The organism is Clostridioides sp. ZZV15-6597, from assembly GCF_020657815.1.
Lineage (GTDB): Bacteria > Bacillota > Clostridia > Peptostreptococcales > Peptostreptococcaceae > Clostridioides.
The window spans coordinates 1-15352 of record NZ_JAGWCT010000095.1 but is presented as its reverse complement, the minus strand read 5'-3'; the positions used below and the strand labels follow the sequence as shown (position 1 = coordinate 15352).

19 protein-coding genes and 1 pseudogene are annotated in these 15352 nt (G+C 30.6%); 5 read left to right on the top strand and 15 right to left on the bottom strand.

Annotated features, from left to right (window positions below):
• Nucleotides 1-262 precede the first annotated feature (262 nt).
• Entirely contained in the window at nt 263-892 is a 630-nt protein-coding gene (locus tag KGF52_RS16705; protein ID WP_227840954.1) for a DUF3786 domain-containing protein, read from the top strand.
• 69 nt (nt 893-961) lie between these two features.
• Nucleotides 962-1798 carry a prenyltransferase gene (locus KGF52_RS16700; protein ID WP_227840953.1) on the top strand — a complete coding sequence of 279 codons (837 nt, stop codon included), beginning with the start codon at nt 962-964 and terminating at the stop codon, nt 1796-1798.
• Between the two features lie 91 nt (nt 1799-1889).
• Here KGF52_RS16700 and KGF52_RS16695 read toward each other — a convergent pair whose 3' ends face one another.
• The 5 genes from KGF52_RS16695 to KGF52_RS16675 form a co-directional block, all read right to left on the bottom strand.
• Nucleotides 1890-2474: a DUF1062 domain-containing protein gene (locus KGF52_RS16695; RefSeq protein ID WP_227840952.1), complete on the bottom strand. Its 585-nt coding sequence runs from the start codon at nt 2472-2474 to the stop codon at nt 1890-1892.
• A gap of 295 nt (nt 2475-2769) precedes the next feature.
• Complete coding sequence (locus KGF52_RS16690; RefSeq protein WP_227830365.1) at nt 2770-3048, bottom strand: CD3324 family protein; 279 nt, start codon at nt 3046-3048, stop codon at nt 2770-2772.
• A gap of 263 nt (nt 3049-3311) precedes the next feature.
• A complete protein-coding gene (locus KGF52_RS16685; protein WP_227840951.1) occupies nt 3312-4073 on the bottom strand; it encodes an epoxyqueuosine reductase in 762 nt (253 codons plus the stop codon).
• A 154-nt stretch (nt 4074-4227) separates the two neighbouring features.
• Nucleotides 4228-6159 carry an exosporium glycoprotein BclB-related protein gene (locus KGF52_RS16680; RefSeq protein WP_227840950.1) on the bottom strand — a complete coding sequence of 644 codons (1932 nt, stop codon included), beginning with the start codon at nt 6157-6159 and terminating at the stop codon, nt 4228-4230.
• Between the two features lie 78 nt (nt 6160-6237).
• On the bottom strand, nt 6238-7314 hold the full coding sequence (locus KGF52_RS16675; protein WP_227840949.1) for a glycosyltransferase: 1077 nt from the start codon (nt 7312-7314) through the stop codon (nt 6238-6240).
• A 279-nt stretch (nt 7315-7593) separates the two neighbouring features.
• Between KGF52_RS16675 and KGF52_RS16670 the strand changes: the two genes are divergently transcribed.
• A complete protein-coding gene (locus KGF52_RS16670; protein ID WP_227840948.1) occupies nt 7594-8085 on the top strand; it encodes a DUF2284 domain-containing protein in 492 nt (163 codons plus the stop codon).
• A gap of 239 nt (nt 8086-8324) precedes the next feature.
• On the opposite strand, the gene clpP is transcribed toward KGF52_RS16670, so the two are convergent.
• The 7 genes from clpP to KGF52_RS16635 all read right to left on the bottom strand — a co-directional run bounded on the left by clpP (nt 8325) and on the right by KGF52_RS16635 (nt 12445).
• A complete protein-coding gene (clpP, locus tag KGF52_RS16665; RefSeq protein ID WP_227830360.1) occupies nt 8325-8909 on the bottom strand; it encodes an ATP-dependent Clp endopeptidase proteolytic subunit ClpP in 585 nt (194 codons plus the stop codon).
• The gene (locus KGF52_RS16660; protein ID WP_227830370.1) at nt 8906-9394 is read right to left on the bottom strand and encodes a helix-turn-helix domain-containing protein; all 489 of its coding nucleotides are present in this window, start codon (nt 9392-9394) and stop codon (nt 8906-8908) included. Before KGF52_RS16660 ends, clpP begins: the two co-directional genes overlap by 4 nt.
• Before the next feature lie 128 nt (nt 9395-9522).
• Nucleotides 9523-9966, bottom strand: coding sequence for a DUF3021 family protein (locus KGF52_RS16655; RefSeq protein ID WP_227840947.1), 444 nt, complete (start codon nt 9964-9966; stop codon nt 9523-9525).
• Nucleotides 9967-9981: 15 nt separating this feature from the next.
• Complete coding sequence (locus KGF52_RS16650; protein ID WP_227840945.1) at nt 9982-10419, bottom strand: LytTR family DNA-binding domain-containing protein; 438 nt, start codon at nt 10417-10419, stop codon at nt 9982-9984.
• Between the two features lie 64 nt (nt 10420-10483).
• The gene (locus KGF52_RS16645; RefSeq protein ID WP_227840944.1) at nt 10484-11335 is read right to left on the bottom strand and encodes an ABC transporter permease; all 852 of its coding nucleotides are present in this window, start codon (nt 11333-11335) and stop codon (nt 10484-10486) included.
• Nucleotides 11328-12080: an ATP-binding cassette domain-containing protein gene (locus tag KGF52_RS16640; protein WP_227840943.1), complete on the bottom strand. Its 753-nt coding sequence runs from the start codon at nt 12078-12080 to the stop codon at nt 11328-11330. The genes KGF52_RS16645 and KGF52_RS16640 overlap by 8 nt, the downstream gene beginning before the upstream one ends.
• Before the next feature lie 149 nt (nt 12081-12229).
• Nucleotides 12230-12445, bottom strand: coding sequence for a hypothetical protein (locus KGF52_RS16635; RefSeq protein ID WP_227840942.1), 216 nt, complete (start codon nt 12443-12445; stop codon nt 12230-12232).
• Between the two features lie 114 nt (nt 12446-12559).
• Between KGF52_RS16635 and KGF52_RS16630 the strand changes: the two genes are divergently transcribed.
• Entirely contained in the window at nt 12560-13228 is a 669-nt protein-coding gene (locus KGF52_RS16630; protein WP_227840941.1) for a phenylalanine--tRNA ligase beta subunit-related protein, read from the top strand.
• Nucleotides 13229-13451: 223 nt separating this feature from the next.
• On the opposite strand, the pseudogene KGF52_RS16625 reads toward KGF52_RS16630, so the two are convergent.
• Nucleotides 13452-13856: pseudogene (locus tag KGF52_RS16625) on the bottom strand (nitroreductase family protein); the annotation flags it as partial.
• 141 nt (nt 13857-13997) lie between these two features.
• On the opposite strand from KGF52_RS16625, the gene KGF52_RS16620 reads away from it, so the two are divergent.
• On the top strand, nt 13998-14321 hold the full coding sequence (locus KGF52_RS16620) for a winged helix-turn-helix transcriptional regulator (RefSeq protein ID WP_227830352.1): 324 nt from the start codon (nt 13998-14000) through the stop codon (nt 14319-14321).
• Nucleotides 14322-14325: 4 nt separating this feature from the next.
• Here KGF52_RS16620 and KGF52_RS16615 read toward each other — a convergent pair whose 3' ends face one another.
• Both KGF52_RS16615 and KGF52_RS16610 read right to left on the bottom strand, forming a co-directional pair.
• The gene (locus KGF52_RS16615; protein ID WP_227830351.1) at nt 14326-14910 is read right to left on the bottom strand and encodes a DJ-1/PfpI family protein; all 585 of its coding nucleotides are present in this window, start codon (nt 14908-14910) and stop codon (nt 14326-14328) included.
• A 71-nt stretch (nt 14911-14981) separates the two neighbouring features.
• Nucleotides 14982-15352, bottom strand: a 371-nt coding sequence (locus KGF52_RS16610) for an Lrp/AsnC ligand binding domain-containing protein (RefSeq protein ID WP_227840940.1), incomplete at its 5' end; no start/stop codon positions are given.

The following is a 15352-nucleotide window of genomic DNA, read 5'->3' as shown; positions in this document are numbered from 1 at the left end:
TATAAGGTAGTAGTGGCGAAGACACCGTCCAAGTAGCTTGGCTTTGTAACCACCTATGATTCTATCGTTTAGATAGTATTAAGTCGTTAGCCACCAAGAATCCCCTTGCTTTAGCTATGGGGAGTGTGTCAAATAGATTCCTTTAAATAACAAAATTTATTTATTAATTTGATATTGTAATATTCTAGATATATAATAAAATCAATAATAAGAAAATCTTTTACAAATATATACTTAGGTCTTTAAATCGGAGGAAAGTATTATGGATAAAAATATTAAAACAAGTAATTATAATGTTCCATTTGATTATGCACGAAAAAAACTCAAAGAATTAGACCCTCATACAATTAGTAATTTAAGTAATATTGACTTTAATAGTGATTCAAGCAAATTTAATATTGATTTTTTTGGTAGACAGTATACGGTTGATTATCCAAGTGGAGAAGTTTGGAATAGTAATGGAAGTCTCTGTAAAAATTTCGAACTTAAGATTCTAATGCTTAGGTATTTGTGTAATGCTAAAGGTATACCTCTTACAAATAAATATATAACTTTTAAAGAAGTTCCTGGAGGTAATGTTTATTATCCTAACTTTCTAAATAGAACTCTAGCAAGACTTTCAGAAATCTTTACATCTCAAATAGATAAATATAAATTAGTCATGGAGAATATTGGAGCTGAAAAAATAAAAATGGGTGACCTAGCTTATAAGTTTACATACATAGGTAATACTTCTATGATATTTATACTTTGGCTTGGAGATGATGAATTTCCACCAAATTCAAATATATTATTTGACTCTAATATAATTTATTATTTTAATGCAGAAGACTTAGCAGTTGTTCCTGATACAGCTATAGATGCAATTTTGAATAAAGTAAATCAATTGTAAGCATCAATACTATTATAATAAATTTTTTGATAAATTTAGTTAGAATCTAATATGAAATGGAGTTAAAAAATGAACGTAGAAAATCAATATTTATCAGATATAGAAGAGATATTGTCACACAGATATGATAATGGTGCAGACTATTGGGCTACACCTGACAAACGTTTAATGAAAGGTTCACCTTTCACCACACTAGATAGTGTACTTTATCTATTGGAATTGGGTATGAAACCTACTGATACTTTACTTAAAGAATGCGCTGACTTGATATTTAGCACATGGAGAGAAGATGGGCGTTTTAAATTATATCCAAAAGGAGGTATTTATCCCTGCCATACAGCTAATGCAACCAATGCACTTTGCCACATGGGATATGCTTCAGATGTTAGAATCGAAAAGACGTTTCAATACTTTTTAGATACTCAGTATACTGATGGTGGTTGGCGTTGCAATAAGTTCAGTTTTAGTAGAGGTCCAGAAACTGAGTACTCAAACCCACTTCCAACACTTAATATATTAGATGCATTCCGTTTTAGCGACTATTTAAATAAAGAATCAAAACTTGATAAGGCTGTAGATTTTTTACTTGAACATTGGACAATTAGAAAACCAATCGGACCTTGCCACTATGGAATTGGTACATTATTCATGCAAGTTGAATATCCTTTCCGCAATTACAATCTATTTCTTTATGTTTATGTTTTATCATTTTATAATCGTGCAAAGAAGGATAAGAGATTTCTAGAAGCATTAAAGATACTTGAATCTAAAATGTCAGATAATCAGATTGTTGTTGAACGTGTAGTCCCAAAGCTATCCAAGTTATCTTTCTGTAAAAAAGGTAAGCCAAGTGCACTAGCTACAACACACTACTACGAGATATTAGAAAATCTAGAAAAAAGATAATGCTATTATACATAAATAAGTATAGCTTCTTTGTATTTTTAAAGTTGCTATACTTATTTAAAATGATGTTACATAAAACATATTAAACCAGCTAGTCTAACTGATTTAAATATTCTTGTTTACTCTTTCCAATTTGTAACACAATCTCATAATTTAATTTACTTCTCCTTAAGTCAACTCCAGATATACTTTTTATCATCCCACAGTCTAGCATGTCTTCAAAGACCTTTCGAGATAAGCCAAGCTTCTCACGTAATAATGTAGATACCTTTAATTGACATGGATACTTACTTGCAATATGAACTTGTGTAAGGTCATCAATACAAATATCTTGACCTACTATTTTATATTCTGGGATGCCAACTTCCGCCCCATTTCTATGTAAAAGTTCAACATTCATAGCATATTGTTTAACAAGATTATAATCATTCGTATAAAATTGTTCTAATATTTCTGGATTTAAGTTTTTTGGATTAATACGAGAATATATGGTTGAATTCCATGTGGAATCACAATTTGAGCATTTATATATTAACCAAATATCTAAATACTTATGTTGAGCATTCACTCTAAATAAATCTGAACAAATATATTCAGTCTTTTTTCCACATTTTTTGCAGTACCTAATTACTGGCAATTGGGATTTATACTCAATCTCCCAAGTAATTTTTTGCATAAATACAATTTCCTTTCTATAATATTGCTAAAATAGAAAGTTGTGAAAAGGTGGAATATAATCAAGCATTTTTTTCAAAATAGTACCTCCTAATTTTTAATAAATTTTAATTTCAATTATATACTTATATAACAAATTATTTTCTCTTAATATAGACACTACCTCTGGATTTTATTATTATATAAGCTTCTGAAATTAATTAAATTATAGCATCCACTAAAAAAAAACTATACCTTAAACATTTTTAACAAAAGAAAATAAGCCAGTATAGTTATATAACTATACTGGCTTACATTTAAATATCTTTTCTTTTTTCTTGTAATATAATTCTTTGAATACTCTTCAAAGACAGATAATATTTTTCTGATAAATATTGCAAATCATGACCAACTTGATAATCTTCATAAATTTGCATATTTCTGATTGTTAAATCTTCACGAGTAGATGTATTACTTCCCCATTCTCTTTTATTGTTTGATTTTCTGGGAATATAAATACATTCTCCATCCACATATTCTTGTATCAATTCAAGTAATTCTTCTGGTAATACATGTATTGCTTTTTTATAGCTCATTTTGCTCTCCTATTAAACAGTAATTTTTTATTAGGAATAGCAAAGGGCTATCTGTATATTAAATTTTATAGTTGCAATAGCCCTTGCTATGCAAAAATAAAGATTAAATCAAGCATAAAGTCTCACCCCTCCTTATACCACAGCGATACATATAAGTCTATCAATAGCACAAATAGTTGTCAATCAACATAATTTCTTTATTTTTTATTTATATTTGTAGTTTATTACATATCAAATTAGAATTGTTAATTAACAGAAACTTTTTACATTGATGGGTTTATTACTGAACATGGAACTCCAACTATACATTTTCCACAGATATCACATCCACCTATATAAGAATATTTTTTCTCATTTATCATGCACATTTCATAACACTTATTTCTATCAAACCCATCTTCTTTTAAAGCTTCTTTCACACATTTACTTACACACTTTTTACAACTGTTATTATGTTTATACAAGCAGTATTCCTTTTCTGGTCTTTTAGTTGGTTCTAATTTTAAACTTGTGATTATACTTCCTACCCTTCCACAACATCCTTTTTCTGTAATAAGCATATTATTTAGACCAAAAGTTCCAAGACCTGCTATGAATGCTACATGTCTTTGTGACCAATCACTAATCAATTTATCATTATCAAAATTATATGACCCAGGAATAGCGTAGGAGTCAAACCCCATGTTTCCTAGCTCTTCACATAAAAAAGTATTCAAGTCAGAAATCAATTTATTAGTTTCTATATAAGCTCTTGCCCAACTTTCTGAACATTCAAGCCCTCCAATATTACTATCATTTATGTTTTTATCAAAGGGTATAAAATATGTAATTATAGTCTTACCATTTTTCAAGAAATCTTTTGGCATAGCATGAGATGTTCCTATAACTTTTTTTAACTGATAAAACATTTCATCTTCAGCAGATGCATAGGCAAATAAAAGTTCTTGCCATTTTGAATTTACATTATTTGACTTATTGTAATCTTTTACAAAACGGTTCATTAATTCTTCAATTTTAGTTTTCATAATATCCCCCTAGACAATTCTATCTCTAATTTCATGTTATTATTTTATATTATATACCAGTACTCTATATTATGCTTTATCAATTGATATCAAAATAAAAAACTTCCAGCATCTAAATTAGATGCTGAAAGTCTGTTTATTTCAATTATTTAATCTAACTAATTGAAATTCCTGCACTTGCATATCCTGCTACAGTATTAACTAATGAAAGACCTGAAGCTGATGCAGTAAATACTAATAGGAAACGAGTTTCTGCTGTTGCTGGTATGCTTAATCCTGTTGCTATTCCAGTAGAAATTGTTCCTACTGACAATAACCCTGTAAGTGGTGGAGCTAGTGTAACTGTTGCTCCTGGTACAGCTGTAAATGTATTATTTGGTGTAGTTGATTGGTAAAGTGTAGCTGTAATTGTAACTGTTGAACCAATAAGTGAAAGTGCTAATGTTGTACTAAAATATGCTGAAATAGATGTTATTGTTCCAGCTCTTGGCATTGAAAATGCAAAGTTAGTCAATGTTCCTGCTGGGTTTGTAAGATCTATTGTTCCACCAACTATACTTACACCTGGAGCTGAACTACCAAAACCAACAAATCCTGGTGTTCCTATTAATCCACCAGCTATAGTTGTAAGTGATAGTGGTATACCTGATGAAAAAGGTATTATTGCACTAGCTCCTGCTATTCCTGTTGCTCCTGTTGCTCCTGTTGGACCTACTAATCCATCTGCTCCTGTATTTCCTGTTGCCCCTGTTGGACCTGTTACTCCTGTTGCTCCATCTGCTCCTGTATTTCCTGTTGCTCCTGTTGGACCTGGTACTCCATCTGCTCCTGTGTTTCCTGTTGCTCCTGTTGGGCCTGTTGCTCCATCTGCTCCTGTATTTCCTGTTGCTCCTGTTGGACCTGTTGGACCTGGTACTCCATCTGCTCCTGTGTTTCCTGTTGCTCCTGTTGGACCTACTAATCCATCTGCTCCTGTTGGACCTGTTGCTCCTGTTGCTCCTGTTATTCCTACCCCTGTTGCTCCTGTATTTCCTGTTGGACCTGTTGCTCCAGGTGTTCCTATTGGACCTGTTGGACCTGTTGGGCCTGCCAATCCATCTGCTCCTGTATCTCCTGTTGCTCCTGTTGGGCCTGTTGGACCTGTTGCTCCATCTGCCCCTGTATTTCCTGTTGCTCCTGTTGGGCCTATCAATCCATTTGCTCCTGTTGGACCTGTTGGGCCTGTTGGGCCTGTTGTTCCAGGTGTTCCTGTTGCTCCTGTTGGACCTATTAGACCTGTTGCTCCTGTTGCTCCTACTCCTGTTGCTCCTGTTGGACCTGTTGGACCTGTTACTCCAAACCCTGTTGCTCCTGTTGGACCTGTTGGACCTGTTGTTCCATCTGCTCCTGTATCTCCTGTTGCTCCTGTTGGACCTGTCACTCCTGTCGCTCCAGGTGTTCCTGTTGCTCCTGTTGGACCTGTTGGACCTGCCAATCCATCTGCTCCTGTTGCTCCTGTTACTCCTGTTGGACCTGTTGCTCCAGGTGTTCCTGTTGCTCCTGTTGCCCCTGTTACTCCTGTTACTCCAGCAGCTCCATTTGCTCCTGTTGCTCCTGTTGGACCTGTTGGACCTGTTACTCCAAATCCTGTTGCTCCTGTTATCCCTGTTGGACCTGTTATTCCATTTGCTCCTGTTACTCCTGTTGGGCCTGTTGGACCCGTTACTCCATCTGCTCCTGTATCTCCTGTTGCTCCTGTTGGACCTGTTGGGCCTGTTACTCCAAACCCTGTTGCTCCTGTCACTCCTGTTGGACCTGCTGACCCTGTTGCTCCTGTTGGGCCTATTAACCCTGTTGCTCCTGTGTTTCCTGTTACTCCTGTGTTTCCTATTGTTCCTGTTGGACCCATTGGTCCGGTTGTACCTGTTGGGCCTGTGGGACCTGTTCTACCTCTGGGACCCATTGGACCTGTTGGACCTATACATGATGGTGGGCAACCATGATGACAGTCACAACTATTACAACTATCGCAACCGCTATTGTAATCACCATAATTGTTATCATGGTTATTACCATCAAATGGGCCAAAATATTTATTTTTACTCATTACTTAAAGCACCTCCTAATATATTTGAGCTTTCATGCTCTCTACATAATATGTCAAAATTAGTATTATTGTGACTTATTAATAACTTTTATAGTTACTAAAATAATTTTCATTGTATAAAATAGCACTATCGTTAGGTTTGATTTCTTTTGCTTTTTCATGATAAGATATGGCTTTATCCATTTCTCCTAGTTTGTCATAGCATACACTTAATTGTATACATGGTAAGTATCCATAACAATCATTTGACTTAAATCCTCCATTAATGTCATTTTTATCTCTAGTTAATGCTACCTTATACCAAAAAATAGCTTCTTTATATCTTTGTCTATCAAACAAGTGCTTTCCTATATCACAGCAAACTTCTGCTCTTGGCTCATCAAATTCAAAGCTTCTAAATAAAGAATATAAGGCACTTTTTTCATCATTAATTAAGTAATAGCATGTGGCTAAATCTCTGCAAGCACTTATACAGTCCTCAATCCACCCTTTTGACGAGTCTAAAAACTTAGTAAAACCTTCTATAGCGTCTTTATACCTTGCATTGTAATACAATTCTCTTGAGTAATAAAACTGATGTCTTGGCTCCAATATCCTACCTTCTGAAATCATTTTTTCAAAAATTCTGAGATTTCTTAAAGGGTCCTGTCTGTGAAGTTTTTTATGTGATATTGCGATGTCAGAATAAAATATTTCTCCAACAAGAGGTATTACTTCATGAATAGGGTCAACCCATTTATAATTAGAACTTCTCTTAAATAAGCGTTCTCTATAATATGATAAAGTTGGTTTTCCGTTTTCATCAAATGATACATTATATTTTGCCATGACCATATCAATAGAAGTATCTAAATTTTCCTTAACTTTTGATAATTCTTTTCTATCCTCTTCTAAAATTATGTCATCTGCATCAAGCCACATTATATAGTCTTTAGAAGCTTTAGAAAATGAAAAATTTCTCGCAACAGAGAAATCATCTATCCATTCGAAATCGTACACCATGTCCGTATATTTTGAAACTATTTCTTTTGTGGAATCTGTAGAACCAGTATCTACAACTATAATTTCATCTACTATATCCTTTACACACTCTAAACATCTGCCTATAACTTCTTCCTCATTTTTAACAATCATGCACAAACTTATTGTAATCATAATGTACAACTCCTTTGTCTTTTATATATTACAGACATAAGTAATATATGGTATTTCCTCTTATTTTGTTATTGAAAGTTAGAAAATTTTTAACGACAAAAAATCAGTAGGTAAGTTTATTTATCATGTATATTTATAGTTCATTTTTATTGAATTCAGAATTTAAATACTTCGATTTGATTGATATGTATTTTTGCGTTACCATAAGTATAAGAATATGTAAAATTTAATCATTCATACAATATAAAAAATTAAACTATTTTTGGTAGGAGGTAAATTATGAAAAAATACTTTGAAATGTTAAAATCTAGTGGAGCTGACATTGCAGTGTCAATAGACCCTAAAACGATTGTCACAGCGGCATGGACAATTTATAAGTGTCAGTTTGGTTGTAATACATATGGTCATAGTCATTGTTGTCCGCCCAGCACTCCAACTTATCAACAGACACAAGCAATAATAGATTGTTACAGAAAAGCTATTTTATTTCGATGTCACAAAATGAGTATTGTTACTCCTCTAGCTGTTGAAATAGCAAGAGAACTTTTTTTAGATAGATACTATAAAGCAATTGCTTTTGGAAGTGGTCCTTGTACAAAGTGTGCCAAATGTAATCCTGATACTTGTAGTTTTCCTAACAAGACTGCTCCATCAATGGAAGCATGTGGTATTGATGTTTTTGCTACAGTAAGGTCAAATGGACTTGAAATAAATACTTTGCGAGAAAAGGGAGAAATTCAAAATCACTTTGGTTTATTATTAGTTGATTGAAAAAATTAATATTTTCTACTCAGCTTAACCAGTGTGGTCTATAAGTTATCATATCATTACAACCACATTGGTTAATATCTCTAGAAAGTATCTAAAATTGTATGTAAAATTACTATTTATTACTCATTTACTTGCCATTTTAAAAACTTCTTTTTTAAACAAAAAATAACCATGTTTATTTAAACATGATTATTTTAATATTAGTTATATACTATATATTAAGCTTTTAAAAGAGTACTCTACTCTCTTTTCTCCATTATACAATCAATTAATCCGTATTCTTTAGCTTCCAGTGCAGACATAAAATTATCTCTATCTGTATCTATTCTAATATCTTCTATTGATTTTCCAGTATTCTCAGAAAGAATTCTATCTAATTTTTCCTTTTTTCTCAATATATTATCTACTGCTATTTTTACATCTGTTGCTTGCCCTTTAACACCACCCATAGGTTGATGTATCATAATCTCTGCGTTAGGTAGGGCATATCTTTTTCCTTTTGTACCTCCAGCAAGTAAAAAGGCGCTCATACTTGCAGCCATACCAATACAAATAGTTGATACATCACATCTGACATAGTTCATAGTATCGTATATAGCAAACCCTGATGTTACAACCCCTCCTGGGCTATTTATATATATAGTTATATCTGCATCTGGGTCTTCTGATTCTAAGAATAGTAATTGAGCCACTACCAAACTTGCAATAGCATCATTAATTTCTTCCCCTATAAATATAATTCTATCTTTTAATAGTTTTGAATATATATCATAAGACCTTTCACCTTGACCTGTCTGTTCAATCACATGTGGTACTAAATTCATGCTACTTTCACCTCACAATTAATATTAAAGTTGAGATAAGAATTGATTTCATCTCTTCTTCGTTCATAATTAATACTTGTATAAGAAATACACTCTACATTTTGGATTTGATGATTTGAATTTAAAACAAATCTTTGTTGAATAGGATAAAATTCATCTTTACTTCTATATATTTGTGGAGATTCTTTATATAAAGTTTTAAATGCTAATGTGAAAGACTGGTGTGTAGCATATCCAACTGTAAGAGCTATATCTATAATGTATTTATCTGTAAATACAAGTTGTCTAGCTGCTTCAGTAAGTCTCCTTCTTTTAATGTATTGATGTATAGTACATCCCACAATATTTGTAAACATTCTGTGTAAATGATATTTTGAATAACTAGCAACATCAGCTATTTTATCTAGATTTAGATTTTCTGTAAGATGTTCTTCTATATAATCAATGATTTCCATAATCACATCTGTATTTGTTTTCAACCTCATCATCTCCTTTTAAGTATTATAACTCATACAAGAATTTTCTTCTTAATATAAATTGCTATCTTAAATAAATGACTTGTATAAAAACTTAATTAATAATAAATTTACAATTTGTTGAATTACTTTCGCTATCATTTACTAATTTTATTTTTCCTATATTCTTTCAGACCTTTATTTAGTAAAATAGATTCTTTCTTATCTCTTTTACAAGTAGCAAGTGTTATACAAAGATAGATAATAAATATAGATAGTGCTATAAACAGAGCTTGAAAAATATGCCCACTATCAATCCAATTACTTTTAAATGAAAACCACATAACAAAAACAAACAGAAAAATCATATGAATTACTTGACGAATTAGTAACTCTTTTCTACCTAGTTCTCGTTTTGAATAAAAAATTAATGTGGATAGAGATGTTACCAATGCAATTAATAAAATCTGTTGGAAAATACTTATACTAAATGTCTCATCAGGGCTAAATAATAGACAAGAAGTAAAAACAGATATTAAAACTCCTGTAGTTATCATACAAAAATAACGAACTACATTCTTTAGTATATTTATTAAATTCATATTCAATCAACTCCTTTATATCCTTAGTTTTTTCTTCAACATTGGTACATATTGGCGTGAAATAATTGTCTTTTCACCATTATCTAGTATTACTTCAAATCTACCATTAAACGCTGGTACAATTGAGTCTATTTTTGTAAGATTTAATATTACAGACTTGGATATTCTAAGAAAATCACTATTTAAAAAAATTTCCTCAATCTGATAAAGCTTCTTCTTAAACTCATAAACATCATTTTTACAATAAAGATAAGTATGATTATCTACAGATTCGAAGTAATAAACATCTAAAGGATTGATACGATAGAGTTGTTCATTTTTATATGCTATAAGAGACTCTCTTTGCATCCTGATGTTAAAAATCAATTTAAGAATTTCATCATCAAGATTTCTGCATCTTATGATAATTTCATCCTCTTCTCCATCTAATGGAGTTTCAATTACTACTTTCACTCTAACACATCCTTTCTTTTGATTTCTATAAAAAGACTATACTGTATTTTCCTACTATTAATTTCTAGCTTTCTTTTCTTGATACCATAAGTATAGTAACAAAATAAAAGACTATTGCAGAAATAACTAGAAACATAATATGAATTGAAGTTTCATGCAAACTGCCAATACCACCAAATGTTACTCCCATATGTTCATTAAATACAGTCAATACATTTGTTGAATCCACAAATGTTACTTTTGATGGAGACTCCGTAATAATTTGTCTAAGTAATACAGTCCCATGTGAAATTGGAAATAACTTTATAATGGTTTGTACTGCTTGAGGTAAGCTTCCAATAGGTATATAAATTCCTGTCAAGAATCCAATAAGAGTACCTATAATCGTAGAAGCAGTTGCAAATGTATCTATGCTATTTAACAAATTTACAATAAAAAATATCATTGCACTAGATGATAAAACTGTTAATAATATTACACCAATGACCTTTATAATAGAAAGCATAGGTAAAAATTGTCCCCCACTTAATACAATATATATCTCTGCAAGTATAAATGTAAATATACTCATAATTACACCAATTAAATATGAACTTAAAATATATCCTCCCACCAGCTCTCTCGTCTTAACAGGCGAACAATAAAAATCTTTGGTTCTTTTTAATTCCTTATCTAATACTGTAACTCCAAATGAACCCATTGTTGTAGTTACAGAAACAACAGAAATAATTCCTGCCATTGCCCAACTATTCATTAATATATCTATGTCTTTAATATTTGGATAACCTTCCTTCAAATTTTCTCCTAAAAAAATAATATATATAGCGATTACAATTATTGCACCTAAAAAAGATGAAAATACGCCTCTTTTATTTCTTAAAAAAATCATTATATTTCTTTGTGCTATATTAAACATTTTTTTCACCTCTATTTCTAACTATATTCAAAAATACATCATCTAAATTATTTGCTTTGTATTTATATTTTAGTTCATGAGGTGAACCTTTTGCTGTTATAACACCATAATCAAGCATTACAATATAATCAGCTTTTGTAGCCTCCTCCATATAATGGGTTGTAAGAACTATAGAAAAACCATATTGTTTTTGTAATTTTAATATAGTATCCCATACACATTTTCTAGCTTCCGGGTCAAGCCCTGTTGTAGGCTCATCTAGAAACAGTATTTTAGGAGTATTTAAAAGAGCTCTTGCTATATCAGCCCTACGCTTTTGACCTCCAGACAATTTACCATATGGTCTATCTATAAATTCCATAGCTCCTACAGATAAAGCAGATTCATGCACAATTTGTCTTACTTTATCTTTATTCTTAATATAAAATTTTGCACGAATTGTAAGATTCTCTCTTACTGTCAAGAGTGGGTCTAGTATACTTTCTTGAAATACTACTCCAATTTTTTCTTTAATCTTATTATCCTCTACACCTAACTTATGCCCATCTATAATCACTTCTCCACTATCATAATTCAATAATGTACAAAGAATATCAATTGTTGTAGATTTTCCAGCACCATTAGCTCCCAGTAATGCAAACAAATTACCTTCCTCTACATAAAAATCAATCCCTTTCACAGCTTTAAAAGCATCATAGCTTTTTTGCAAATTAATTACTTCTATTATCTTATTCATCCATTTCATCTACCTTCCTTAATTGATGATTTCAGAATACAATAAGTAATTTGTCCACACAATACAATTGGAAGTATGTAGTATAAATGAATATGTGAGTTGTAAAAAAACTAAAGTAAAATACATACCTAAAAATAAGCTATTGTAAAAAACATTCCCTATACATCTTGATTTGTATGTATTATTTTACTAAGTATTCTTACTCCCTGTTCAATTTCATCAAAACTAAGATGAGCATATCCTAGGACAACTTCATGGTCATATTCTACTTTATTCTCAATTGCATATTGCTGTACAGGATAAATCTTGATATTTGCTTTATAAATTTGTCTTGATAATGATATGTCACTATTTCTATTAATTGTAATCCACATTTTAATACCTCCAAAAGTGGTTCTATAAAATCACTATAAAAATGGAACTACAAAATCCACTTTTTACTTGCTAAGATTATACCATAAAACAAAAAATAAAAAGGAGTCTAAATTATGTTAGAAATATCAAGTAGAGTAAAAGAAATTTATCCCAATATTAAATTTGGAGTTATGATTGTAAATATGACCTATTCAACACCTAATGAAGAAAATTTTTTACTTCTTAAAAACTCTGAAATTAAAAATATTATTGCACAAAATTCTGAATACAATCGTAAAGAAAAGATTAAAACAGAACCTCTTTCCAACTACATAAAGTATTATAAAAAATTTAAGAAAACTTATCCTGTATTACTTCAATTAGAATCCCTTTTACTAAAATCAAAAGGTATTCCAAATGTAAGTCTACCTATTCAAGTAATGTTTTTAGCAGAATTAAAAAATCTTCTTCTAGCAGCAGGACATGACCTTGATAAAATAGAATCACCTTTAAAAATAGATTTAGCAAATGAAAATGAACATTTTTATGGTATAGGAAAAAGAGAGCAAACTCTAACAAGAGACGATTTATTTTTATCAGATAACCTTGGTATACTATCTAGTATTCTTAATGGACCAGATAATCGTACAAAGATTACAAAAGAAACTAAAAATATTCTATACTTTGTATATGGCCCTGATGGAGTTTCTGAAAAACAAATTTATGACCACCTAAGCGATATAAAAGATTATATTTTAAGTGGTTTTCCAGACTCGAAAATTGATTTAATTGATGTATTTTAATTAATATCGATGTATTTTTATTAATATAATGAAAATTTAAGTTTAGTGGATATTCAAAGTATTAGTAGGTATTCTAAGTAATTAAAATAGTGAAGTATACATCATTGTTCAATCAGATATATACTTCACTAAAATTAATTTTATATAAGCATTAACTTTTTCTAAAACTTTATTTAAAAAAATAACTCATTATACATCTCATATAGATAACTTACTTTTATATCTAAAGAGTTTCATAAGAAACAATTTCATTTAAAGGAAAACGAGTTTTATCATGTCTATTTGGGCTTTCTGGTGTTCCAGCCTCATATCCTATTAGTAATATGTTTACTGGCTCAAGATTATCTGACAAATTAAATTCTTCTTTAATTACATCTGGATTGAAATAACATACCCATACACTCGCTAACCCAAGTTCAGTTGCTTGTAACATCATGTGGTCGGTGATTATACTTGTATCAATATCTGTAAGTTGTTTACCATCAAAAGGTCTTGTCCAAACTTTATCCTTATCTCCACATACGATAATTGCTAATGGTGCATCATATATATTTGTAGCCTTAGAAACTTTATTAAGACCCTCTTTTTCTTGTATTACAATTAATCTTTAAGGCTGACGATTACCCCCTATCATTTTATTAGGCTAAGTTGATGATTTATTTAACCTATGCTATAATCTTATCACTATAATTATATATTACAATAATGCACTTTTTTGTAACATAGTACCAAAAAGGGTACTTCAAAATATATTGAGAGGTCTAAAAAAATGAAAAAATGTTCAAGTAATTACAGTTGTCCTATAGAAGCAACACTTGCATTGATTGGTGGTAAATATAAAACACTTATCCTTTGGCATCTTAAAGATACCACATTAAGATTTAATGAACTTAGAAAATTAATTACTAAAGCAACTCCTAAAATGCTAACTCAACAATTACGTGAATTAGAAACAGATGGTTTTATTATAAGAGTTGTTTATCCTGTTGTACCTCCAAAAGTGGAATATTCATTATCCGATTTTGGAAAAAGCATTATTCCTATTTTAGATGTTATGTGTGATTGGGGTTCTGATTACTTAAATAAACTTTAATTTATTATAATTTAAATCCCATAGCTAATTTTACAACTTCCATATGTTCCTTAGATGTCAACATTTCTAAAAGCTTAAAAGCTACATGTGGTGCAGTTTCTGGACAATATGAAGTTATAATATTTCTATCTACAACAATTGGCTCATTGACTACATTTACATCAAATTCACTTAACTGTTTTTGTCTTTGACCATCTTTTAAATGATATGTAGTAGCTTTACGATTTTTTAAAACACCGCTTTTACCAACAGGTAAAGCTGCTACACAAATAGTAGCAATTATCTTTTCCTTTGTATCAAACTCTCTTATTAAGTTTAAAAAAGATGTATCATATGCTTCATCATAAAATCCAAACTCTTCAAATCCTCCAGGAATAGCTAAAGCATCATAATCATCTACACATATTTCATCTATTGTTTTGTCAACTAATACTGGAACATTAAATGTGCTTACAACTTGCTTTTTAAATCCACCAGTTACTACATCTATATCGTAATCATAATCATTTCTAGCCCATCCCATAACATCTACAAATACGCTAAATTCCATAGTTTCAAAACCTTTTGCTAAAAAAACTAAAACTTTCATATTGTATTTTCCTCCTAAAAATATGTAATAAAGTAGGTATTAATATAATCACCATTTAAGTCTATGCTCATCTAAAAAATATCTTTGATTGTATTAATTTCCTCTTTAATTGTTGATAAAACAATGGTTGTATTAGCTTTCTGGATTCCTCTGATTTTTTTCAAAGTTATTGATATAAATTCTTCAAGTTCATTTGTATCCTCTGCTAATACTTTTATTAAATAATCATATTCTCCTGAAATGTGATGACATTCTAATACAGTGTCATACTCCAATATAGTCTTCTTAAACTCTTCTATACTTTTAGATAAATCTGTATTGATAAATATGAAAGCTAAAAGTTTATATTTTGTTTTTTCTCGATTGATTTGAAGAACAAGCACCACGAGTTCTAGAAAAGCATAGAGAAAAATTTTATGCAGTAATTGCTTTTGATATATCT

Bases quoted from the DNA above. Each gene is read 5' to 3' on its own strand.
- KGF52_RS16705 (WP_227840954.1), top strand. From the start codon at position 263: ATGGATAAAAATATTAAAACAAGTAATTATAATGTTCCATTTGATTAT.
- KGF52_RS16700 (WP_227840953.1), top strand. From the start codon at position 962: ATGAACGTAGAAAATCAATATTTATCAGATATAGAAGAGATATTGTCA.
- KGF52_RS16695 (WP_227840952.1), bottom strand. From the start codon at position 2,474: ATGCAAAAAATTACTTGGGAGATTGAGTATAAATCCCAATTGCCAGTA.
- KGF52_RS16690 (WP_227830365.1), bottom strand. From the start codon at position 3,048: ATGAGCTATAAAAAAGCAATACATGTATTACCAGAAGAATTACTTGAA.
- KGF52_RS16685 (WP_227840951.1), bottom strand. From the start codon at position 4,073: ATGAAAACTAAAATTGAAGAATTAATGAACCGTTTTGTAAAAGATTAC.
- KGF52_RS16680 (WP_227840950.1), bottom strand. From the start codon at position 6,159: ATGAGTAAAAATAAATATTTTGGCCCATTTGATGGTAATAACCATGAT.
- KGF52_RS16675 (WP_227840949.1), bottom strand. From the start codon at position 7,314: ATGATTACAATAAGTTTGTGCATGATTGTTAAAAATGAGGAAGAAGTT.
- KGF52_RS16670 (WP_227840948.1), top strand. From the start codon at position 7,594: ATGAAAAAATACTTTGAAATGTTAAAATCTAGTGGAGCTGACATTGCA.
- clpP (WP_227830360.1), bottom strand. From the start codon at position 8,909: ATGAATTTAGTACCACATGTGATTGAACAGACAGGTCAAGGTGAAAGG.
- KGF52_RS16660 (WP_227830370.1), bottom strand. From the start codon at position 9,394: ATGAGGTTGAAAACAAATACAGATGTGATTATGGAAATCATTGATTAT.
- KGF52_RS16655 (WP_227840947.1), bottom strand. From the start codon at position 9,966: ATGAATTTAATAAATATACTAAAGAATGTAGTTCGTTATTTTTGTATG.
- KGF52_RS16645 (WP_227840944.1), bottom strand. From the start codon at position 11,335: ATGTTTAATATAGCACAAAGAAATATAATGATTTTTTTAAGAAATAAA.
- KGF52_RS16640 (WP_227840943.1), bottom strand. From the start codon at position 12,080: ATGAAATGGATGAATAAGATAATAGAAGTAATTAATTTGCAAAAAAGC.
- KGF52_RS16635 (WP_227840942.1), bottom strand. From the start codon at position 12,445: ATGTGGATTACAATTAATAGAAATAGTGACATATCATTATCAAGACAA.
- KGF52_RS16630 (WP_227840941.1), top strand. From the start codon at position 12,560: ATGTTAGAAATATCAAGTAGAGTAAAAGAAATTTATCCCAATATTAAA.
- KGF52_RS16620 (WP_227830352.1), top strand. From the start codon at position 13,998: ATGAAAAAATGTTCAAGTAATTACAGTTGTCCTATAGAAGCAACACTT.
- KGF52_RS16615 (WP_227830351.1), bottom strand. From the start codon at position 14,910: ATGAAAGTTTTAGTTTTTTTAGCAAAAGGTTTTGAAACTATGGAATTT.